Raw genomic sequence first — 20,568 nt, forward strand, 5'->3', positions numbered from 1 at the left:
CGGCATACCGCTGCACCCTGGCGAGGTCGGGTGCGGCTGCACCGATCCTCCCCGGGTATGCCTGGCCGTGGCTGGCTAGGGTGGACGGCATGACGACGACGCCCGAGGACCTCAGCCCGTCCAGCACCGCCGAGGAGGAGGCGGTCCGGATCTGCAAGGAGCTCATCCGGATCGACACCAGCAACTACGGCGACGGCAGCGGCCCGGGGGAGCGAGCCGCTGCGGAGTATGTCGTCGAGCTGCTCCGCGAGGTCGGTCTCGAGCCGGAGGTGACGGCCCCGGCGGACCACCCCGAGCGCACCAGCGTGGTCGTGCGGACCCCGGGCCGGGACAGCTCGCGCCCCGGCCTCGTGCTCCACGGCCACCTGGACGTCGTGCCCGCCGAGGCGAAGGACTGGACGGTCGACCCGTTCTCCGCGGAGGAGAAGGACGGCATGATCTGGGGCCGCGGCGCGGTCGACATGAAGGACATGGACGCCATGCTCCTGGCCACGCTGCGCCAGCTCGTCCGGTCGGGGGAGAAGCCGCCGCGGGACATCGTCTGGGCCTTCTTCGCCGACGAGGAGGCCGGGGGCACCCAGGGCGCCGGCCACGTCGTCGCCGAGCACCCGGAGTGGTTCGAGGGCTGCACCGAGGCCATCAGCGAGGTCGGCGGCTTCTCCATCACGCTTCCGGACCACGCGACCGGGGCGCCGACGCGGGCATACCTGCTGCAGACGGCGGAGAAGGGCATCGCCTGGCTCCGCCTCCACGCCAGCGGCCGCGCCGGCCACGGCTCGGTCCCCAACTCGGAGAACGCCATCGTGCGGCTCGCCGAGGCCATCGCCCGGATCGACGCGCACCCGTGGCCCCGGACCTACATCGCCTCCGTGCGCGAGCTCTTCGACGGCGTGGAGCGGGTCACCGGCGAGTCCTGGAGCGAGGAGAAGGTCGAGGACGTCCTGGCCCGGCTCGGCGGCGCGCGGCGCTTCGTCGAGGGCACCCTGCAGGACACCTCGAACTTTTCGATGCTCGACTCCGGCTACAAGATGAACGTCATCCCGCAGAGTGCGTCGGCCTCGCTCGACTGCCGTTTCCTGCCCGGACATGAGGACGAGCTGCTGGACACCATTCGAGAGCTCGCGGGGGAGCACGTCGAGGTCGAGATCGAGCACAAGGACGTCGCGCTCGAGGCACCGAGCAGCGGTGAGCTCGTCGACTCCATGAAGCGCGCTCTGCTCAAGGAGGACCCGGGCGCCCACGTCCTGCCCTACTGCCTGTCCGGAGGCACGGACAACAAGCACCTCTCCCGGCTCGGGATCACCGGTTATGGCTTCGCCCCGCTGCGACTGCCGGAGGACCTGGACTTCGTCGGCATGTTCCACGGGGTGGACGAGCGGGTGCCGGTCGACGCCATCCGCTTCGGCACGCGCGTGCTCGGCCAGCTCATCGCTGACTGCTAGAGGTATGCCGCGCGGCCGGTCCGCGCACACCGTGCGGCCGGTCGACGCAAACTGTGCGGCCGGTCGACACACACTGTGCGGCCGGCCGACGCACACCGCGCGGCCGGTCGCGGAGGTGGCTAGGCGGTGCGCCGCACCCGGATGATCTTGCGGCGCAACAGGACGCGGCGCACCCCGCCGAGGTAGACGCGGACCCGGGCCAGCTCCCAGGCGCCGTACTCCGCGTGCTCGGTGAGCGCCTGCCGCACCTCACCGCGGCCCTGGTCGCGGTGGAAGGTGAGCTCCCGGTACTCGTACTCCACCATGGCCGACCAGCATAGGCACCGCCGCGACCGGCGCGCGAAACAACCCGCCGCGCGACCTCGATTCGCGCTACGGTCACACCATGACCGCTGACCCGCGCGCCGCCCTGTCCGCCCTCGTCGCCGCCCTCGAGACCCACCTGGAGACCGCCGCCGTGAGCCGCGGCGAGGACGACCCGGCGGTCGTCGAGGCCTACGAGCGCATCGCCGAGGCCTTCACGGCCTACGACGACGCCCTCATGGACGCCTACGGCGAGGTGACCCCGCTGGAGGTCTACGACGACGACCTCGCGGGCGACGACGACGACGACGAGGACGATGACGACGAGTTCGACGAGCCGGGGGAGGACGAGGAGGACGACGACTACTCCGGCTTGGACGACGAGGACTACGACGTCGACGACTCCTCGCGGGCCTGAGCAGTGCGCCTGGGACTGAGCTGCGGGTTCTGGGGGCAGGGACGGGACGAGGACAACCTCGCGCTCGTCCAGCGCGCCGACGAGCTGGGAGTCGACGTCGCGTGGGTCGCGGAGGTCTACGGCCCGGACGCGGTGACGATCCTGTCCTACCTCGCCGCGCGGACGGAGCGGATCGGGCTAGGTGCCGGGGTCATGCAGATCCCGGCGCGGACGCCGGCCGCCACGGCCATGGCCGCGGTCAGCCTCGACAGCCTCAGCGGCGGCCGCTTCCGTCTCGGGCTCGGGGTGAGCGGACCGCAGGTCTCCGAGGGATGGCACGGCGTCCGCTTCGCCAAGCCGCTCGCGCGCACCCGGGAGTATGTCGACATCGTCCGGTCCGCCCTCGCGCACCAGACGGTCAGCTACGACGGGGAGTTCTTCACCCTGCCGCTGCCGGACGGGCCGGGCAAGGCGCTGCGGCTGACGCACCTGCACCGGCCCCGGGTCCCGATCTACCTCGCCGCGGTGGGCCCGAAGAACCTCGAGCTGGCCGGCGAGATCGCTGAGGGATGGCTGGGCGTCTTCGTCGCCCCGGACTTCTTCGCCGAGCAGCGCGAGCACCTCGAGGCGGGCCTGCGCCGACGCGCCGAGCCGCTCCCGGACGGCGTCCCCTTCGAGACCGACGCCACCGTGGCGCTCGCCGTCGGCGACGACCTGGAGGCCTGCGCCCGGACCGTCAGCCCCTACCCGGCGCTCTACGTCGGGGGTATGGGCAGCCGCGAGCACAACTTCTACAACCAGCTCGCCTGCCGCATGGGCTACGAGCGCGAGGCCACGCGGGTCCAGGAGCTCTATCTCGAACGCAGGTGGGGCGAGGCCGCCGCGGCGCTGCCGCCGCAGTTCGTCGACGACACCAGCCTGCTCGGCGACGTCGACCGGATCACCGAGCGGATGCGCCGCTACCAGGACGCCGGGATCACCACCCTCACCGTCGCGCCGTGGGGCAAGGACCTGGACGCCCGTCTGCAGGGGCTCGAGGCCGCCGTCGAGGCGCACGCACGATTGGGGTCCGGCGCCGCCGTCACCGGGGGTGGGTCCTGATGGCGATCTGCGTGCTGGTGCGCCACGGGCGCACCCAGGCCAACGCCGACGGCGTCCTCGCGGGGTGGAGCCCCGGGCTGGGCCTGGACGAGACCGGCGCCGAGCAGGCCCGGCGCGTCGGGGCCCGTCTCGCGGCGACCCCGCTCGCCGCCGTCGTCGCGAGCCCGCTCCAGCGCTGCCAGGAGACCGCGGCCGCGGTGCTCGCCGCGCAGCCCGCCGACCACCCCGTGACCAGGCATACCGAGGAGGGGCTGGGGGAGGCGCGCTACGGCGCGTGGACCGGCAGGCCGCTCAAGGAACTCGCCGACGAACCCCTGTGGCGCGCGGTGCAGGACGAACCCTCCAGCGTCACCTTCCCGGCGGACGACGACTTCGCGCACGAGTCCATGGCGGACATGTCCGCACGGGCGGTCGAGGCCATCCGCAGCTGGGACGAGCGCATCGAGGCCGAGCACGGCCCCGGCGCGGTCTGGGCCGCGGTCAGCCACGGCGACGTCATCAAGGCGATCCTCGCCGACGCGCTCGCCACCCGGCTCGACGACTTCCAGCGGATCGTCGTCGACCCCGCCTCGATCAGCCTCGTGCACCGGACCCCCGGCCGCCCGTTCGTGCTCCGCACCAACGACACCGGCAGCGACCCGGTGGACCTCACCGCCCTGGTGACCCGGGTCGCCCAGCAGGGAGCCTCCGGCGACGCCGAGGTCGGCGGCGGGGCCGGACAGTCCGCGGGTGGTGCCGAGGGCCGCCCCGACGACCGGACGACGTAGGCTGGCCCGCATGGCTGAGCACGTCTTCGACCCGCCGGAGCGGTGCGTCGCAGGCAGCGTCGGACCGCCGGGGGGCCGCACCTTCTTCCTCCAGGCCAGCGACGGCCAGCGCGTCATGACCGTGTCGCTGGAGAAGGAGCAGGTGCGTCTGCTCGGGGAGTCCCTCGTCGAGATGCTCGACGACGTCGCGGGTGCCGACGGCAGCGAGCAGGCGGCGGAGGCCTATGTCGACAACGCGCCGCTGGACACCCCGATCGAGGACGACTTCCGGGTGCAGCGGCTCTCCGTCGCGTGGGAGGCCGGGCAGCGTCGGGTGGTCCTCGAGGCCTACGACCGGCCCAGCGAGGAGGACGTCGCCGAGCTGGTGAGCGAGGGGGAGCCGACCGACTTCCCGTGGGCGGGTCTGCCGCCGCAGTCGCTCAAGGTCGTCCTGGAGCCCGGTCGGGCCCGGGCCTTCGCGCAGCGGTGCACCTCCTCCATCGAGGGCGGCCGTCCCTCGTGCCCCTTCTGCGGCCAGCCGCTCGACCCCGGCGGCCACATCTGCCCCCGCGCCAACGGCTACCGCCGCTGACGTGCAGGAGGACGCGGCCCTGGAGCTGCTGCAGGCCTGCACCCTCGAGCCGCTCGGGGTCCTGACCCAGGCCTCCAACCTCACCCTCCTCGTCGACCTCACGCGCGACGGGGAACCCACCGGGCACCGCGGCGTCTACAAGCCGGCCCGCGGCGAGCGTCCGCTGCACGACTTCCCGCCGGGCTCGCTGGCGGCGCGGGAGGTCGCGGCGTATGCCGTCTCCCGGGCCGGCGGCTTCGACCTCGTGCCGCCGACCGTACTGCGCGACGGCCCGCTCGGCCCGGGGTCGGTGCAGTGGTGGGTCGAGCAGGAGCCGGAGCGGCTCGCCGACCCCTCGGCCGGGCTGGTGGACGTGGTAACCCCGGAGGATCTGGAGCCCGGCTGGCGGGCGGTCGTCCAGGCCGAGGACGAGCACGGGGCGCCCGTCGTCGTGGCGCACGCCGACGACCCCGCCCTGCGCACGATGGCCACCCTCGACGTCCTGCTCAACAACGCCGACCGCAAGGCCGCCCACCTGACCCTCGACACGCAGGGCCGGCTGCGCGGCTTCGACCACGGTGTCTCGCTGCACGAGGAGGACAAGCTGCGCACCGTGCTCTGGGGCTTCGCCGGCGAGGGGATGAGCGAGCAGGACGCGGGCCGGGTGGCCGCCCTCGCCGAGCTGCTGGGCGGGGACGGCGGGACCGTGGAGCAGCTCGGCACCCTGCTGTCGGCCGAGGAGATCTCCGCCCTCCGGGCCCGCACCGAGAAGCTCCTGGCCGCGGGCATACTCCCGATGCCGCCGGCGGGGCGCTACCCGCTGCCGTGGCCGCTATGGTGAGCACGGGCGATTGGGGCGGCGTCGGGGGCGAGGGTTAGGCTCCCCGACGTGATGACCTGGTCGACCACCGACATCCCGCGTCTCCCGATCGACCACGACGGTACGCCGGTCCGCGTGCACGACACCGCCAGCGGCGACCTGGTGCCCGTGGGGGGCCAGGACGGCACCGCCCGGCTCTACGTCTGCGGGATCACGCCCTACGACGCCACCCACCTCGGTCACGCCGCCACCTACGTCACCTTCGACGTGCTGCAGCGCGCGTGGCGGGACGCCGGCCTCGCCGTCACCTACGTCCAGAACGTCACCGACGTCGACGAGCCGCTGCTGGAGCGCGCCGAGCGCGACGGCCTGGACTGGCGCGAGCTGGCCTCCCGCGAGATCTCGCTCTTCTTCGAGGACATGGAGGCGCTGCGCGTCCTGCCGCCGGACCACTACATCGGCGCCGTCGAGGGCATCCCCGACGACGTCAGCGCGGTGGAGCGCCTGCTGGAGGACGGCACGGCATACCTCCTGCCGGTGCCCGAGGGCGAGCAGGTCGCCGAAGGCGCCAGCGGGCAGGACGTCTACCTCGACCTGTCCACCCAGCCCAGCTTCGGTGCGGTCTCGGGATGGACCCGGGAGCAGATGATGGAGGTCTTCGCCGACCGTGGCGGCGACCCCGGCCGCGCCGGCAAGCGGGACCCGCTGGACCCGCTGCTCTGGCGCTCCGGCCGCGAGGGCGAGCCGCACTGGGACGGTGGCTCGCTGGGGCAGGGGCGCCCGGGCTGGCACATCGAGTGCTCCACCATCGCCCAGCGCTACCTCGGCCCGGGCTTCGACGTGCAGGGCGGCGGGACCGACCTGGTCTTCCCGCACCACGAGATGAGCGCGGTCCAGGCGGCCGCCCTGTGCGGCGACGACTGCTTCGCCCGTGCCTACGTGCACCAGGCCATGGTCGGGCTCGACGGCGAGAAGATGAGCAAGAGCAAGGGCAACCTCGTGCTCGTGTCCAAGCTCCGGGCCGCCGGGGTGGACCCCATGGTCATCCGGCTGGCCCTGCTGTCCCAGCACTACCGCTCCGAGTGGCAGTGGACCGACCAGATCCTGCGCGAGGCGGACGACCGGCTGGAGCTGTGGCGCCGCGCGAGCGACATGGCGGCCAACGAGAGCGTCACCGACCTCGGTCGCGACACCGTCCGCCGCCTGCGCGAGCGGCTGGCCGACGACCTGGACACCCCTGGTGCGCTGGACGCCGTCGACGACTGGGCGACCACGGTCGCGGCGGGGGAGCCGGCCTCAGGCCTGGTGCCCCAGGCGGTCGACGCTCTCCTCGGGGTGCAGCTCTGAGCCCAGCCGCGGGATGACCCGCGCCAGGTCGGCCGGGGACAGACCCTCGAGCGTCGGGACCTGCATCGCGCCGGGCAGGGCGGGCACGGCGACGGTGTGCGGCACGACGAGGGTCGGCACCCCCGCAGCCGTCGACGCGGCGGCCCCGGTGGGGGAGTCCTCGACGGCGACCGCTGCGCGCGGCTCCACGCCCAGCCGCCGCGCCGCCTCGAGGTATGCCTCGGGGTGCGGCTTGCCGCGGCTCACCTGGTCACCGGTGACGACGGCGTCGAAGGTCCCGGCCGGCAGGCTCGCCACGAGCACGTCCGCGAGCTCGGTCCACGACATCGTGACCAGCGCGCACGGTATGCCAGCCTCGCGGACCGCGCGGAGGAGCTCGACCGCCCCGGGACGCCAGGGGACGTGCGCCCGGGTGCGCGCCACGACACCGGTGAGCAGGCGGCGCACCACCTGCTCCGGCTCGCCCCGGACCGGCGTGCGGTCGAGGATCATCCGGGCCGAGGTGAGCAGGTCCTGACCGACCAGGTCGTGCGCGTCCGCGTCCGTCCAGGTGCCGCCGGCCTCCTCCACGAGGAGGTACTCCTCGGCGATCCAGGAGGGCTCGGTGTCCACGATCGTGCCGTCCATGTCCCACAGGACGGCGGCGGGCAGGAGGGGTGGCTCGGGGTGCTGGCGCGTCACCCCTCCACGCTAGAGCAGAGCGTCTAGGGTGGACGCGGTGCGGTGCCGAGCAGGAAGGTGAGTCAGTGATCGAGCTGCAGGACACGGGCGAGCTGCGCGACCCGATCGTCATCGCGGCCTTCGAGGGCTGGAACGACGCGGGCGAGTGCGCCTCCAGCGTCGTGGAGCATCTCGCCGAGGTGTGGGAGGCCGAGGTGGTGGCGGCGATCGACCCGGAGGAGTTCTACGACTTCCAGGTCAACCGGCCCCAGGTGCTCACCGTCGACGGGCAGCGCATGATCCGCTGGCCCACCACCCGGGTCATGCTCGCCCGCAACACCCCGCTCGGGCGCGACGTCCTGCTCGTCCTGGGCATCGAGCCCTCGGTGCGGTGGCGGACCTTCGCCAGCGACCTGCTGGCCTACCTGCTGTCCCAGGACGTGCAGATGCTCATCGTGCTCGGCGGGCTGCTGGCCGACGTGCCGCACACCCGCCCCATCCCGGTGAGCGTGAGCTCGGAGGACGAGGAACTCCTGGCCGGCAGCGAGGAGATCGAGCGCAGCACCTACGAGGGGCCGACCGGCATCGTCGGCATCCTGTCCGACGAGGCCAGGCAGCAGGACGTCCCGACCCTGTCCTGCTGGGCGGCCGTCCCGCACTACGCCGGTGGGCCCCCCTCGCCGAAGGCCTCGCTGGCGCTCATCGGCCAGCTGGAGGAGCTGCTCGACTGCGTCATCGACGACACCGCGATCACCGAGTCCGCGCGTGCCTGGGAGCGCGGTGTGGACGACCTCGCCGCCACCGACGAGGAGGTGGCCGACTACGTCCGCCAGCTCGAGGAGGCCCAGGACACGGCCGACCTCCCGGAGGCCTCGGGCGACGCGATCGCCAAGGAGTTCGAGCGCTACCTGAGGCGTCGCGACGACGGCTCACCCCGCGGCTGAGCGCTCCACGCGACCGGCCGACCGGGGGTCCAGCGCCAGCATCGTGGCACCCTCGGGCAGCGGGGGAGGCGTGCCGCCCCACGCCGGGCACACCTCCCGGAAGGAGCACCAGGTGCAGGCCCGCCCGCGCCGCGGGCGCCAGTCGCCGGTGACGGCGACCTGCTCGATGGCCGCCCACAGCGCCCGGATCTTGCGCTCGGTGGCGCGCAGCTCGGCCTCGGTCGGGTCGATCCACAGCACCGTCCGGTCACCGAGGTAGACCAGCTGCAGCCGGCGGGGGAGCACTCCGCGGCTGCGCCACAGCGCGAGCGCGTAGAACTTCAGCTGGAAGAGCGCCCGTCCCTCGAAGGTCTCCGACGGGGCGCGGCCGGTCTTGTAGTCGACCACCCGCAGCGCCCCGTCGGGCGCCTCGTCCAGGCGGTCGACATACCCGCGGATCACCAGCCCGTCGAGGTCGGCCTCGACGTAGAGCTCGCGCTCGGCCGGCTCGAGGCGGGTCGGGTCCTCCAGCTCGAACCAGCGGGACAAGAGCCCGTCGGCCGCCCCGCTGGTGTCGGAGGCAGCGAGCTCGGCCAGCGCGGGCTCCTCGACGAGCATGCGCTCCCACTCCGCGGGGACGAGGGCGCTGGCCCGCTCCAGCGTCCGCTCTGCGGCGGGACTCTCGAAGATCCGGTCCAGGACCGCGTGCACGAGAGTCCCTCGGGCGGCGGCGGCGCTCGGCGGCTCGGGCAGCCGGTCGACGACCCGGAAGCGGTAGAGCATCGGGCACTGCATGAAGTCGCCGGCGCGGGAGGGGGACAGAGCCCGGGTGCGGTGCTCGGTGCCCGGTTCCACGCGCCGCACTCTACGCTTTCGGGATGGAGCGACAGCCCGGGTGGCGCATCGGCACCCTGTCCGGAATCCCCATCTACCTCGGGGGCAGCTGGGTCCTGGTCGCGGTCGTCCTGGTCGCCCTCTTCGGCCCCACCGTGCAGCAGGTGCTGCCCGGGCTGGGCGGGTGGAGCTATGCCGTCGCCTTCCTCTTCGTACTCCTGCTGCTGGTCTCGGTGCTCGTGCACGAGGCGGCGCACGCGCTGGTGGCGCAGCGGGTCGGCTTCGGGGTCTCCCGGATCGTGGCGGACTTCTGGGGCGGGCACACCGCGCACGACGGCGCCGGCGGCACCCCGGGCCGCAGCGCGGCGGTGGCGGTCGTCGGGCCGCTCGCCAACGGGGCGCTGGCCCTGCTCGGCTGGTGGTCGTGGACGCTCGTGGACGGGACCGGGGTGCCGCTGCTGCTCGCGTATGCCTTCACCTGGGCCAACTCCTTCGTGGCCGTCTTCAACCTCATCCCGGGCCTCCCGCTGGACGGTGGCTTCCTGCTCGAGGCGCTGGTCTGGAAGGTCTCGGGCAACCGCCACGTCGGCACGACGGTGGCGGGCTGGGCCGGGCGGGTGGTGGTGGTCGTCGTCGCCGTCGCCCTGCTCCTCCCGCCGCTGCTGTCGGGCGAGCGCGTGCCGCTGACGCGGTTCTTCTGGGTCGCCCTCGTCGGGCTCTTCCTCTGGCAGGGGGCCACCCAAGCGATCCGGACGGGCCGTCAGGGGCTGGCGACCTCCCGCCGCCGGCTCGGCGACGCGGCGCTGCCGGCGGGGGTCGTGCAGGCGGGTGCCCCGCTGCACACCGTCCCCTGGTCCGAGCACCCGGTATGGGTGGTGCTCGACCCGGACGGGAGCCCGGACGGCCTCGTCGACCCCCCGGCCCTCCAGCGCGTGCCGCGCGCGCATTGGCCGGGCACGCCGGCCTCGGCGGTGGCGGTGCGGCTGCCGCAGGGATGGGCGGTGCGGATGGATCCGTCGGCCGGCCTCGACGGGGTCATCGAGGTCATGCGCCGCTCCGGCTCGGGGGTGGTCGCGCTGCTGGACGAGGACGGCCGGCCCTGGGGCGTGGTGAGCACCCACGAGCTCAGCGAGAGCCGCTCGTAGACTGGACCGGTGAGCAGGCCGACGGGCGCCGACATGCGGCGCGGACCTTTCCGGGCGGGCGACCGCGTCCAGCTGACCGACCCCAAGGGCCGGATGCACACCATCACCCTGGAGGACGGCAAGGAGTTCCACACCCACCGCGGTCACCTCAAGCACGACGACCTCATCGACGCCCCCGACGGCTCGGTGGTGCGCCACACCTCCGGCGCGGAGTACCTCGCGCTGCGGCCGTTGCTCTCCGACTTCGTGCTGTCGATGCCGCGCGGTGCCCAGGTGGTCTACCCCAAGGACGCCGGCCAGATCGTCACCTTCGCCGACATCTTCCCCGGTGCGGTCGTCGTCGAGGCGGGCGTGGGCTCGGGGGCGCTGTCGCTGTCGCTCCTGCGGGCCGTGGGGGAGAGCGGCCGGCTGCTGAGCTTCGAGCGGCGCGAGGACTTCGCCGACATCGCGCGGGCCAACGCCCGCACCTTCTTCGGGCAGGACCACCCGGCCTGGACCGTCACCGTCGGCGACCTCGTGGACGCGCTGCCGCAGGCCGTCGAGCCCGGCACCGTGGACCGGGTCGTCCTGGACATGCTCGCCCCGTGGGACTGCCTCGACGTCGTCGGCACCGCGCTGGCCCCCGGCGGCGTGCTCGTCTGCTACGTCGCCACCACCACCCAGCTGTCCCGGGTCGCCGAGGCGGCGAAGGCCGCCGGCGGCTGGACCGAGCCGCAGGCGTGGGAGTCGATGGTGCGCGGCTGGCACCTCGAGGGGCTTGCGGTGCGCCCCGAGCACCGGATGCACGGGCATACCGGCTTCCTCGTGACGATGCGGCGGCTGGCGCCCGGCACCGACGCCCCGCTGCGCCGGAAGCGGCCGGCCCCCGGCGCCTACGGCGAGGACTACGCGCCCGCGTCGGGGGAGTGGAGCGCCGCCGAGCTAGGTGAGCGCCCGGTCTCGGACAAGAAGCTGCGGCGCACCCGCCGCGACGCCGCGGCGACCGCGACCCGGGTGACCGGGTCCGACACCGACCCGGAGGAGGGACCGTGACCGAGCCGACGTCGCGCGAGCGGCACCTGCAGCAGGAGGTGCAGACCCTCACCTCCCGCGTGACCGAGCTGCGCGGCCGCAACGAGGCGCTGAGCACCACGTTGTCGAGCGCGAAGAAGCAGATCGAGGGGCTGCGCGAGGACCTGGACGCCCTCGCCTCGCCGCCGCTGACCATGGGGCTGGTGCTGCGCCTGGCCGACGGGCACGCCGACGTCTCCGTGTCCGGGCGACGCATCCGCACGACGATCTCCTCCGACGTCGAGGTCGCCTCGCTGCGCCCGGGCCGGGAGGTGCTGCTCAACGACGCCCAGGCGATCGTCGGCGTCGCCGACTACGAGCGCGCCGGGGACGTCGTGACCTGCAAGGAGATCCTCGACGACGGGCGCCTCACCGTGCTCGTCCGCGGCGAGGACGAGCGGATCGCGCACCGCGCCGGGTCGCTGGGCGAGGACCAGGTGCGGGTGGGCGACGCGCTGCTCCTGGACTCCCGCAGCGGCTTCGTCACCGAGCGGATCGAGCGCCCCGAGGTCACCGAGCTCATGCTCGAGGAGGTGCCGGACATCTCCTACGACGACATCGGCGGCCTCTCCGGCCAGATCGAGCAGATCCGGGACGCCGTCGAGCTGCCCTTCCTGCACGCCGAGCTCTACGAGAGCCACCAGCTGCGCCCGCCCAAGGGAGTCCTGCTCTACGGCCCGCCCGGGTGCGGCAAGACCCTCATCGCCAAGGCGGTCGCCGCCTCCCTCGCTCGGCAGGCGGCCGAGCAGAAGGGGCTCAGCGCCGGTGGCGCGCGCAGCTACTTCCTCAACATCAAGGGCCCGGAGCTGCTCAACAAGTACGTCGGGGAGACCGAGCGGCACATCCGGATGATCTTCCAGCGGGCCCGAGAGAAGTCGGCCGAGGGCGACCCGGTGGTGGTCTTCTTCGACGAGATGGAGTCGCTCTTCCGCACCCGCGGCTCGGGCGTCTCCTCCGACGTCGAGACGACGATCGTGCCGCAGCTGCTGGCCGAGATCGACGGCGTCGAGCGGCTGGACAACGTCATCGTCATCGGCGCCTCCAACCGGGAGGACATGATCGACCCGGCCATCCTGCGCCCGGGGCGGCTCGACGTGAAGATCAAGATCGAGCGGCCCGACGCCAAGGGGGCGCGCGACGTCTTCTCGAAATACCTCACCTCGGACATCCCCCTGCACCCCAGCGTGCTGGACGCCCACGACCAGGACCGGGAGCGCAGCGTCGCCGCGCTCATCGACGGCGTCGTGCAGCGGATGTATGCCGTCTCCCCGGCCAACGCCTTCCTCGAGGTGACCTACGCCGGCGGTGACAAGGAGGTGCTCTACTTCCGCGACTTCGCCTCGGGGGCGATGGTCCACAACATCGTCGACCGCGCCAAGAAGCTGGCGATCAAGGACGTCCTCACCCACGGCGAGCACGGGCTGCGCGAGCGGCACCTGGAGCAGGCATACCTCGACGAGTTCAAGGAGAACGAGGACCTGCCCAACACCACGAACCCGGACGACTGGGCGCGGGTGTCCGGCAAGAAGGGGGAGCGGATCACCTACATCCGCACCCTCGTCGGCGACGCCTCGGGCACCCAGCCGGGGCGCTCGGTCGAGCTGGGTGACCGCTGAGCAGGCAGGTCGTCGCGGGAGCCGCGGGAAGGTGTGTCACGGCCCGGGCGTAGGGTCGGGGGCATGGTGGTGGCTGCGGAGACGAAGACCCCCTCCGACGCCGCCCCCGCCACCCCCACGACGGCGATCATCGCCGTGCTCGCGCTGTGCGGCACCCTCGTCTCGCTGCAGCAGACGCTGGTGCTGCCGCTGCTCCCGGACTTCCCCGAGATCCTGGGCACGACCAGCGACAACGCGTCCTGGCTGGTCACCGTCACCCTGCTCACGGCGGCCGTCGGGACCCCCATCGTGTCCCGCCTCGCCGACATGTTCGGCAAGCGGCTCATGCTCATCGTGTGCATGTGGGCGGTCATCGCCGGCTCGGTCGTCTCGGCGCTGAGCGCCGAGCTGTGGCTCGTCGTCCTCGGGCGCGGGCTGAGCGGCCTCGGCGCCTGCCTCGTGCCGGTCGGCATCAGCATCATGCGCGACCACCTGCCCTCGGACCGGGTCGGCTCCGGCGTGGCGCTGATGTCGGCGACCCTCGGCATCGGCGGCGCGATCGGTATGCCGCTGGCCGGCGTGATCTACGAGAACCTCGACTGGCACGCGCTCTTCTACGTCTCCGGCGGCTTCGCGGTGATCATGCTCGTCGCGGTCCACCTCGTCGTGCCGGAGTCGACGGTGAAGACCCGCGGCCGGTTCGACTTCGCCGGGGCGCTCATGCTGTCGGTGGCGCTGACCTGCTTCCTGCTGGCGGTGAGCAAGGCCGGCACCTGGGGCTGGGGCTCGCCGATCACGCTCAGCCTGCTCGCCGGTGCCGGGCTCGTGCTGGCCGCGTGGGTGCCGTGGGAGCTGCGCACCGGGCAGCCGCTGGTCGACATCCGCACGTCGACCCGGCGCACGGTGCTGCTCACCAACGCCGCGTCGGTGCTCATCGGCTTCGCGATGTTCGCCAACTTCCTCACCTCCGCGCAGCAGGTGCAGATGCCGCCCGACACCGGCTACGGCTTCGGGCTGTCGGTGGTCTCGACCGGCCTGGTCATGCTGCCCTCCGGGCTGCTCATGGTGGCGATGTCGCCGGTCTCGGCGAGCCTCATCACCCGGTTCGGGCCGCGGGCGGTGCTCATCGCCGGCGCGGTGACTATCGCCCTGGGCTTCATCGGCCGGTCGCTGCTGCACGGCAGCGTGCTCGAGGTGGTCATCACCTCCAGCGTGGCCTCGCTCGGCACGGCCCTGGCCTTCGCGGCGATGCCCACGCTCATCATGCGGGCGGTGCCCATCACCGAGACCGCCTCGGCCAACGGGCTCAACACGCTGCTGCGCTCGCTCGGCACCTCCTCGGCCTCGGCGCTCGTCGCGGCGGTCTTCGCGGCCTCGATGGTCACGACCGCCAGCGGTGAGCTGGCGCCGCGCTTCGAGGCATACCAGCTGGTCTTCTGGGCGGGTGCCGCGGCCGCGCTCGGGGGTGCGCTCATCGCGACCTTCATCCGCCGGCCGCAGCGCGCCCACGCCGGCGTCGAGGGCGACCCGCAGGAGCCGGTGGGGGAGCGCACCGAGGTCAAGCTGGGCGGTGAGCTGCCCGAGCTGCTCGTCCGCGGGCGCGTCGTCGGCCCGCAGGGACGCCCGCTGCGCCAGGCGGTCACCACCGTGCTGCGCCCCGACGGGCGGCACATCGACTGGGGCCGCACCGACAACGAGGGCCGCTACACCCTGGCGCTGCCCGAGCCGGGTCCCTACCTGCTCGTCGTCTCCGCCGACGGCTGGGCGCCGCAGTCCGCGCTGGTCGAGCTGTCCGTCGGCCACGAGGAGAACGTCACGATGGCCAAGCGGCTGCTGCTCTCCGGCCTCGTGACCGACGAGGGCCGGCCGATGCCCGGGGTGCTCATCTCGCTCATCAAGCACTCCGGCGAGTTCGTGGGCACGGCCCACAGCGACGAGGACGGGCACTACGAGATCGGCCTGCCCCCGCCGGGTCGCTACGTCCTCACCGCGGTCGACCACGAGGGCGGCCGGACCCGGTCGCGCGCGCTCACCGTGCTCGCCACCTCCACGACGCTCGACCTCGACATCGTCACCGGGGTGCCGCGCCCGCGCGTGGACGCCTGAGTCAGCCCGGCGCCAGGAGGTCGGCGCCCGGCAGGTCCGCGACCGCCGCAACGCCGGCCAGCCGCATCGCCTCGACGAGCTCGGCGGTCCAGGTCTGCTGCCAGCTGCGCACCCCGTCCTCGCCGTCGACGAGGCCGAGCACCGGCGCACGTCCGGCGAGCACGAGGTCGGCACCGCAGGCGAGCGCCACGAGCACGTCCAGGCCGGTGCGGACGCCGCCGTCGACGTAGACCTCGGTCCCCGGTCCCACCGCGGCCCGGACCTCCGGAAGGGCGGTCGCCGTGGGGACCACGCGGTCCAGCTGGCGACCGCCGTGGTTGGAGACCCACACGGCGTCGGCGCCCGCGTCCCGGGAGCGCACGGCCTCGTCACCGCGCAGGACACCCTTGACGACGACCGGCAGACCGGTGGCCTCACGCAGCCATCCGAGATCCTCGGGTGAGAGGTCGGTGGCCTTCTCCGCACCGGGGGTCCGCTGCCCGTCGGGCGGGAAGTTCACCCGCAGCAGGGCCGGGTCCGTGGCCTCCCAGACGCTGGCACCGGCATACCTCTTGGTGCTGACGACCGGGGTGTCCACCGTGAGGACCACCGCGCCGGCCCCCGCCTCGACCGCGCGCTCGAGCAACGGCAGCGAGAGGTCGCGGTCCTGGGTGAGGTAGGCCTGGACCCACCAGCGGACCCCGGTGGCGCCGATGTCGGCTAAGGTGGAGCCGGCGTTGCTGGACACCACGAGCAGCTGGCCGGCGGCCGCGCAGGCCCGCGCCATCGCGACCTCGCCCTCGGGGTGGACGGCACGCTGCAGGGTCGTGGGGGCCACGGCGAAGGGCAGGGCCAGCTCCTCGCCCAGCGCTCGGGTGCGCAGGTCGACGGTGGTCACGTCGTGCAGCACCCGGGGCCGCAGCCGCACCCCGGCCCAGGCCTCCGCCGCCTCGGCGGCGGCCCGGCCGTCCCCGGCACCGGTGAGGAGGTACTCCAGCACCGGCGCGGGAAGCACCTCCCGGGCGCGGGCCAGGGCCTCGTCGTAGCGGTAGGTCGCGCTCACCCGGGGCACGCTACCGGGGGCGGGGCGGGCTCGTGACAGGATCGGCGCCATGGGAGTGCGCCGGGTCATGGGCATCGAGACCGAGCTGGGGATCACCAGCACCCAGCTGGACCCGGCCGGGCGCCCGGTGACCCCGATGGTGCTCTCCGGCCAGGTGGTCCGGGCGTATGCCGCGGGCGCGGCCCCGGGAGCGGCGCTCCCCTCCGGCGCGGGGTGGGACTACGCCGACGAGACGCCGCTGCGGGACGCCCGCGGCTTCGAGATGGCGCGGGCGCTGGCCGACCGCTCCCAGCTCACCGATGTCGAGGACCCGACGATCGCGACCTCGGTGCTGTCCAACGGCGCCCGCTTCTACGTCGACCACGCGCACCCGGAGTACTCCTCGCCCGAGGTCACCGGGCCGCTCGCGGCCGTGCGCTACGACCGTGCGGGGGAGGAGGTCGCCTGGGGCGCGGTGCGGACCCTGGCCGAGGAGGAACTGGAGGTGCGGCTCTACAAGAACAACGTCGACGGTAAAGGCGCGTCCTACGGCACCCACGAGAACTACCTGGTGCCCCGCGCGGTGCCCTTCGACCGGCTGGCCCGGCTGCTCATCCCCTTCCTCGTCGCCCGGCCGGTCATCGCCGGTGCCGGGCGGGTGGGGATCGGTCAGGCGAGCGAACGCCCGGGCTTCCAGCTCTCGCAGCGCGCGGACTACCTGGAGGCCGAGGTCGGGCTGGAGACGACGCTGCGCCGCCCCATCGTCAACACCCGGGACGAGCCGCACGCGACCCCGCACCTGCACCGTCGGCTGCACGTCATCGTCGGCGACGCCACGATGGCCGACGTCACCACCTACCTCGCGCTGGGGTCCCTGTCGGCCGTGCTGCGGGTCGTCGAGACGCACCCCGAGCTGCTGGAAGGTATGCCGCTCGCCCACCCGGTCGCCGCCGCGCAGGCGATCAGCCACGACCCGTCGCTGCAGGTCACGGTGCCGCTGGCGGACGGCCGCGAGATGACCGGCCTGGACCTGGTCGAAGCGCACCTGGAGGCCGCCGAGCGGGCCGCGGCCTCGGGCCACGAGCCCTGGACCGGCCCGGAGGACTCCGAGACCGAGGGGGTGCTGCGGCGCTGGCGAGACGTCCTCGACACGCTGCGCCGCGACCCCTCGCAGGCCGCCGGGCAGGTCGAGTGGGTGGCCAAGCACCAGCTGCTGGAGCGCTTCCGCGACCGCGCCGGCGCGGGCTGGGACGACCCGCGGATCGCGGCCATGGACATCCAGTGGCACGACCTCGACCCCGGGCGGGGCCTGGCCCGCAAGCTGCGCGCCGCCGGCCAGCTGGAGCGGCTGGTCACACCGGAGGAGGTCGCCGCCGCCGTCACGGAGCCCCCACCGGACACACGGGCGTGGTTCCGCGGCGAGGCGGTGCGGCGCTACGGCGCGGCCGGGGGAGTCCGTGCCGCGTCGTGGGACTCGGTGGTGCTCGTCGACGACCGGGGCGGCCTGCGCCGGGTGCGCATGGACGAGCCGACCAGCGGCAGCCGGGCGGCGGTCGCGGGGCTGCTGGACCGGCATACCTCCGCGGCGAGCCTGCTCTCCGAGCTCGCCAGCGAAGACGTCTGACCCGGGCGGCTCCCCGTGCCGGCGACACACGCGTCGGGAACGGCCCACGCGTTCACGTGAGCGCTATGGCCGATCGGAAGGGGAGTGTCGGCGGGGCGGCGACGTGACCAGGGGCGTGCGTGGGAGGTCTGACCTAGGATCGGGGTATGTCGCAGCAGCACTTCGAGGGTCGTGACCGGGAGTCAGAACGAGGCGGCGAGCCCGGGCCGGACCCCACCCCGCCACCCACCGCGCCCGCGGCGCAGAGCGCCGAGCGGGACGCCGCGCTGGACTCGCTCCTGGACGAGATCGACGGTGTCCTGGAGAGCAACGCCACCGAGTTCGTGCACGGCTTCGTGCAGAAGGGCGGCGAGTGAAGCAGCGGGTGATGGGCGTCGAGACCGAGTTCGGCGTCAACGCCACCTTCCGGGGCGGCTCCCGGCTCTCGCCCGAGGAGGTCTCCCGCTACCTCTTCCGCAAGGTCGTGGCCTGGGGACGCTCCTCCAACGTCTTCCTCGGCAACGGCTCCCGGCTCTACCTCGACGTGGGGTCGCACCCGGAGTACGCCACCGCCGAGTGCACCGACCTGCTCGACGTCGTCGCGCAGGACCGGGCCGGTGAGATCATCGTCCAGGACCTCGCCGACGACGCGGAGCAGCGCCTCGCCGAGGAGGGCTTCGACGCCACGGTCTACGTCCTCAAGAACAACGTCGACTCCCGCGGCAACTCCTACGGCTCGCACGAGAACTACCTCATCGAGCGCCGCACCCGGATGGAGCGGGTCACCGAGACCCTCGTCCCCTTCCTCGTCACCCGCCAGCTCGTCACCGGCGCGGGGCGGCTGCACGTCACCGAGCAGCGCGCGACCTACCTCGTCTCGCAGCGCGCCGACCACATGTGGGAGGACCTCAGCTCGGCGACCACCCGGTCCCGGCCGATCATCAACACCCGGGACGAGCCGCACGCCGACCCGGAGAAGCACCGCCGCCTGCACGTCATCGTCGGCGACTCGACGATGAGCCAGACGACCACCCTGCTGCGGCTGGGCACCACCGACCTCGTGCTGCAGATGCTCGAGGCCGGGACCGTCGTGCCCGACCTCGTGCTCGCCAACCCCATGCAGGCCATCCGCGACGTCTCGCGCGACCCCACGGGCAGGGTGCCGCTACGGCTGCGCTCCGGCGGCACGGTCACCGCCCTCGAGGTCCAGGAGCAGCTGCTCGCCCTGGTCACGCGGTATGCCGAGGGCGCCGGCATCGCGGGGGAGGGGGCATACCGGGACGTGCTGGAGCTGTGGGAGCGCGGGCTGGACGCGATCGCCACCGACCGGCTGAACCTGGTCGACACCGAGATCGAGTGGGTGATGAAGAAGAAGCTGCTGGACTCCTACGCGCAACGACACGGGCTGGAGGCGTGGGACCCGCGGCTGCAGCAGCTCGACCTGGCGTGGCACGACATCCATGCGCGGCGCGGCCTCGTGCGGATCCTCGAGCGCTCCGGCGCCGCCCGCACCGTCGTCGACGACGCCCGGGTGGCAGCGGCCACGACGGACCCGCCGCAGACCCGGGCCCGGCTGCGCGGGGACTTCGTGCGGGTGGCCTCCGAGCACCGGCGCGACTTCACCGTCGACTGGGTGCACCTCAAGCTCAACGACACCGCCTCCCGGACCGTCATCTGCAAGGACCCCTTCGCCTGGCAGGACGAGCGGGTGGACGCGCTGCTGGAGCACATCCGGGGGTCCGGGGGTGCTCCCACCTGACGTCCAGTCGGCCGGGTTAGGCTGGTCGGGACGATTCCCCGATTCTGCAAAGGACGCCCCGTGCGCTCTTCCCGACTGCGCTACCTCGCGGCTGCCGCCGCGCCCCTCATCTTCCTCGCGGCGTGCAGCCCGGACTCCTCTGGCGAGGGCGACGACGCGAGCGCGACCAGCTCGCCGGGGGACGACGCGGCCGCGACCAGCGCCGCGCCGAACGGCGACCTGGCCGACGTGGAGGTCGACACCGAGGGCGAGGCCCCGGCCCTGACCTGGGACGGCGAGCCCTTCGCCGACGGCGACCTGCCCTTCGTCGCGGGCGGCACCGAGACCCGCACCCTGGCCGAGGGTGACGGCGAGGAGGTCGCCGAGGGCCACGAGGTGCAGGTGCAGTACCTCGCCGTCAACGGTGCCTCGGGCGAGGAGCTCGTCTCGACCTTCCCGAACGACGAGTCGGTCACCCTGGACCTCGGCGACGAGGCGCTCTTCCCGGCCTTCCGGGAGCAGCTGCCCGGCATGGCCGTCGGCGACGAGATCCTCATGGCGATCCCCGCGAGCGAGGCCTTCGGCGAGGCCGGCAACGCCCAGCTCGGGGTCGGCCCGACCGACACGATGCTGTTCTACCTGACCGTCCAGGACACCGGCGAGCCGCTCACCGAGGCGCAGGGCGAGGAGGTCGAGCCCGAGGAGGGCCTGCCCACCGTGACCATGGGCGACACCGGCCCGGAGATCGACGTCGAGGGCGTCGAGGCCCCCGACCAGCTCGTGGCCCAGCAGCTCATCCGCGGCGAGAGCCCTGAGGTCGTGGCGGGCCAGACCATCCGGGTGCAGTACACCGGCGTCAAGCTCTCCGACGGCGAGGTCTTCGACAGCTCCTGGGAGCGGGGCGAGCCCACCGAGTTCCCCATCGGTGTGGGCCAGGTCATCGCGGGCTGGGACGAGGGCCTGGTCGGCCAGCCGGTCGGCTCCCGCGTGCTGCTCGTCGTCCCGGCCGCCGAGGCCTACGGCGAGGTGCCCGAGGAGACCGAGGGCGAGACCGCCGCCCCGGCGCACGAGCTCGCCGGCGAGGACCTCGTCTTCGTCGTCGACATCCTCAGCGCCTCCTGACCCCACCCCATCGAGCGTCCGGTCTGGTGGGGCGACGCACGACA

At 73.5% G+C, this 20,568-nt stretch carries 20 protein-coding genes; 16 read left to right on the forward strand and 4 right to left on the reverse strand.

Annotated features, from left to right (window positions below; translation table 11 throughout):
* The first annotated feature begins 89 nt into the window (after positions 1 to 89).
* The gene (locus SGUI_RS01635; RefSeq protein ID WP_066635437.1) at positions 90 to 1,442 is read left to right on the forward strand and encodes a M20/M25/M40 family metallo-hydrolase; all 1,353 of its coding nucleotides are present in this window, start codon (positions 90 to 92) and stop codon (positions 1,440 to 1,442) included.
* A 119-nt stretch (positions 1,443 to 1,561) separates the two neighbouring features.
* Here the strand turns inward: SGUI_RS01635 and SGUI_RS01640 are convergent, their stop codons facing one another.
* Positions 1,562 to 1,747, reverse strand: a complete 186-nt coding sequence (locus SGUI_RS01640; protein ID WP_022923985.1) for a DUF5703 family protein — start codon at positions 1,745 to 1,747, stop codon at positions 1,562 to 1,564.
* Positions 1,748 to 1,827: 80 nt separating this feature from the next.
* Here SGUI_RS01640 and SGUI_RS01645 point away from each other — a divergent pair, with 80 nt between their 5' ends.
* Genes SGUI_RS01645 through mshC form a run of 6 tightly spaced genes read left to right on the forward strand, consistent with a single transcriptional unit; the run spans position 1,828 to position 6,727 of the window.
* On the forward strand, positions 1,828 to 2,163 hold the full coding sequence (locus tag SGUI_RS01645; protein WP_066635441.1) for a hypothetical protein: 336 nt from the start codon (positions 1,828 to 1,830) through the stop codon (positions 2,161 to 2,163).
* A gap of 3 nt (positions 2,164 to 2,166) precedes the next feature.
* Positions 2,167 to 3,243, forward strand: coding sequence for an LLM class F420-dependent oxidoreductase (locus SGUI_RS01650; protein WP_066635446.1), 1,077 nt, complete (start codon positions 2,167 to 2,169; stop codon positions 3,241 to 3,243).
* Positions 3,243 to 4,010, forward strand: coding sequence for an MSMEG_4193 family putative phosphomutase (locus tag SGUI_RS01655; protein WP_066635452.1), 768 nt, complete (start codon positions 3,243 to 3,245; stop codon positions 4,008 to 4,010). Before SGUI_RS01650 ends, SGUI_RS01655 begins: the two co-directional genes overlap by 1 nt.
* Positions 4,011 to 4,020: 10 nt before the next feature.
* Positions 4,021 to 4,581 carry a DUF3090 family protein gene (locus tag SGUI_RS01660; protein WP_066635455.1) on the forward strand — a complete coding sequence of 187 codons (561 nt, stop codon included), beginning with the start codon at positions 4,021 to 4,023 and terminating at the stop codon, positions 4,579 to 4,581.
* Between the two features lies 1 nt (position 4,582).
* Positions 4,583 to 5,401, forward strand: a complete 819-nt coding sequence (locus SGUI_RS01665) for an SCO1664 family protein (protein WP_066635458.1) — start codon at positions 4,583 to 4,585, stop codon at positions 5,399 to 5,401.
* 48 nt (positions 5,402 to 5,449) lie between these two features.
* Complete coding sequence (mshC, locus tag SGUI_RS01670; protein WP_066635460.1) at positions 5,450 to 6,727, forward strand: cysteine--1-D-myo-inosityl 2-amino-2-deoxy-alpha-D-glucopyranoside ligase; 1,278 nt, start codon at positions 5,450 to 5,452, stop codon at positions 6,725 to 6,727.
* Here mshC and SGUI_RS01675 read toward each other — a convergent pair.
* Complete coding sequence (locus tag SGUI_RS01675) at positions 6,677 to 7,408, reverse strand: HAD family hydrolase (RefSeq protein ID WP_066635463.1); 732 nt, start codon at positions 7,406 to 7,408, stop codon at positions 6,677 to 6,679. The genes mshC and SGUI_RS01675 overlap by 51 nt on opposite strands.
* A gap of 65 nt (positions 7,409 to 7,473) precedes the next feature.
* On the opposite strand from SGUI_RS01675, the gene SGUI_RS01680 reads away from it, so the two are divergent.
* On the forward strand, positions 7,474 to 8,331 hold the full coding sequence (locus SGUI_RS01680; RefSeq protein WP_066635465.1) for a PAC2 family protein: 858 nt from the start codon (positions 7,474 to 7,476) through the stop codon (positions 8,329 to 8,331).
* Here SGUI_RS01680 and SGUI_RS01685 read toward each other — a convergent pair.
* Positions 8,317 to 9,105 (reverse strand): RecB family exonuclease, encoded by a 789-nt coding sequence (locus tag SGUI_RS01685; RefSeq protein WP_066642592.1) that lies wholly within the window; start codon positions 9,103 to 9,105, stop codon positions 8,317 to 8,319. The two genes, SGUI_RS01680 and SGUI_RS01685, sit on opposite strands and share 15 nt — an antisense overlap.
* A gap of 83 nt (positions 9,106 to 9,188) precedes the next feature.
* Here SGUI_RS01685 and SGUI_RS18255 point away from each other — a divergent pair, with 83 nt between their 5' ends.
* From SGUI_RS18255 to SGUI_RS01705, 4 genes are all read left to right on the forward strand, one after another.
* Positions 9,189 to 10,289 (forward strand): site-2 protease family protein, encoded by a 1,101-nt coding sequence (locus SGUI_RS18255; protein WP_066635467.1) that lies wholly within the window; start codon positions 9,189 to 9,191, stop codon positions 10,287 to 10,289.
* 33 nt (positions 10,290 to 10,322) lie between these two features.
* Positions 10,323 to 11,321 (forward strand): tRNA (adenine-N1)-methyltransferase, encoded by a 999-nt coding sequence (locus tag SGUI_RS01695; protein ID WP_066642595.1) that lies wholly within the window; start codon positions 10,323 to 10,325, stop codon positions 11,319 to 11,321.
* On the forward strand, positions 11,318 to 12,955 hold the full coding sequence (gene arc / locus SGUI_RS01700) for a proteasome ATPase (RefSeq protein ID WP_066635469.1): 1,638 nt from the start codon (positions 11,318 to 11,320) through the stop codon (positions 12,953 to 12,955). Before SGUI_RS01695 ends, arc begins: the two co-directional genes overlap by 4 nt.
* 63 nt (positions 12,956 to 13,018) lie before the next feature.
* Positions 13,019 to 15,040: an MFS transporter gene (locus SGUI_RS01705; RefSeq protein WP_066635477.1), complete on the forward strand. Its 2,022-nt coding sequence runs from the start codon at positions 13,019 to 13,021 to the stop codon at positions 15,038 to 15,040.
* 1 nt (position 15,041) lies between these two features.
* Here SGUI_RS01705 and SGUI_RS01710 read toward each other — a convergent pair whose 3' ends face one another.
* Positions 15,042 to 16,082 (reverse strand): alpha-hydroxy acid oxidase, encoded by a 1,041-nt coding sequence (locus SGUI_RS01710; RefSeq protein ID WP_202816599.1) that lies wholly within the window; start codon positions 16,080 to 16,082, stop codon positions 15,042 to 15,044.
* 49 nt (positions 16,083 to 16,131) lie between these two features.
* Between SGUI_RS01710 and dop the strand changes: the two genes are divergently transcribed.
* The 4 genes from dop to SGUI_RS01730 all read left to right on the forward strand — a co-directional run bounded on the left by dop (position 16,132) and on the right by SGUI_RS01730 (position 20,524).
* Positions 16,132 to 17,685: a depupylase/deamidase Dop gene (dop, locus tag SGUI_RS01715; protein WP_066635481.1), complete on the forward strand. Its 1,554-nt coding sequence runs from the start codon at positions 16,132 to 16,134 to the stop codon at positions 17,683 to 17,685.
* Between the two features lie 146 nt (positions 17,686 to 17,831).
* Positions 17,832 to 18,041: a ubiquitin-like protein Pup gene (locus SGUI_RS01720; RefSeq protein WP_066635484.1), complete on the forward strand. Its 210-nt coding sequence runs from the start codon at positions 17,832 to 17,834 to the stop codon at positions 18,039 to 18,041.
* A complete protein-coding gene (gene pafA, locus SGUI_RS01725; protein WP_066635487.1) occupies positions 18,038 to 19,423 on the forward strand; it encodes a Pup--protein ligase in 1,386 nt (461 codons plus the stop codon). The genes SGUI_RS01720 and pafA overlap by 4 nt, the downstream gene beginning before the upstream one ends.
* 60 nt (positions 19,424 to 19,483) lie before the next feature.
* Positions 19,484 to 20,524, forward strand: coding sequence for an FKBP-type peptidyl-prolyl cis-trans isomerase (locus SGUI_RS01730; RefSeq protein WP_066635493.1), 1,041 nt, complete (start codon positions 19,484 to 19,486; stop codon positions 20,522 to 20,524).
* Positions 20,525 to 20,568 lie beyond the last annotated feature (44 nt).

The sequence above is a fragment of the Serinicoccus hydrothermalis genome (genome assembly GCF_001685415.1).
Lineage (GTDB): Bacteria > Actinomycetota > Actinomycetes > Actinomycetales > Dermatophilaceae > Ornithinicoccus > Ornithinicoccus hydrothermalis.

Excerpts from the sequence above, each read along its gene's own strand:
- SGUI_RS01635 (WP_066635437.1), top strand. The coding sequence starts at position 90 with ATGACGACGACGCCCGAGGACCTCAGCCCGTCCAGCACCGCCGAGGAG.
- SGUI_RS01640 (WP_022923985.1), bottom strand. The coding sequence starts at position 1,747 with ATGGTGGAGTACGAGTACCGGGAGCTCACCTTCCACCGCGACCAGGGC.
- SGUI_RS01645 (WP_066635441.1), top strand. The coding sequence starts at position 1,828 with ATGACCGCTGACCCGCGCGCCGCCCTGTCCGCCCTCGTCGCCGCCCTC.
- SGUI_RS01655 (WP_066635452.1), top strand. The coding sequence starts at position 3,243 with ATGGCGATCTGCGTGCTGGTGCGCCACGGGCGCACCCAGGCCAACGCC.
- SGUI_RS01660 (WP_066635455.1), top strand. The coding sequence starts at position 4,021 with ATGGCTGAGCACGTCTTCGACCCGCCGGAGCGGTGCGTCGCAGGCAGC.
- SGUI_RS01685 (WP_066642592.1), bottom strand. The coding sequence starts at position 9,105 with ATGCAGTGCCCGATGCTCTACCGCTTCCGGGTCGTCGACCGGCTGCCC.
- SGUI_RS18255 (WP_066635467.1), top strand. The coding sequence starts at position 9,189 with ATGGAGCGACAGCCCGGGTGGCGCATCGGCACCCTGTCCGGAATCCCC.
- SGUI_RS01695 (WP_066642595.1), top strand. The coding sequence starts at position 10,323 with ATGCGGCGCGGACCTTTCCGGGCGGGCGACCGCGTCCAGCTGACCGAC.
- SGUI_RS01705 (WP_066635477.1), top strand. The coding sequence starts at position 13,019 with ATGGTGGTGGCTGCGGAGACGAAGACCCCCTCCGACGCCGCCCCCGCC.
- dop (WP_066635481.1), top strand. The coding sequence starts at position 16,132 with ATGGGAGTGCGCCGGGTCATGGGCATCGAGACCGAGCTGGGGATCACC.
- SGUI_RS01720 (WP_066635484.1), top strand. The coding sequence starts at position 17,832 with ATGTCGCAGCAGCACTTCGAGGGTCGTGACCGGGAGTCAGAACGAGGC.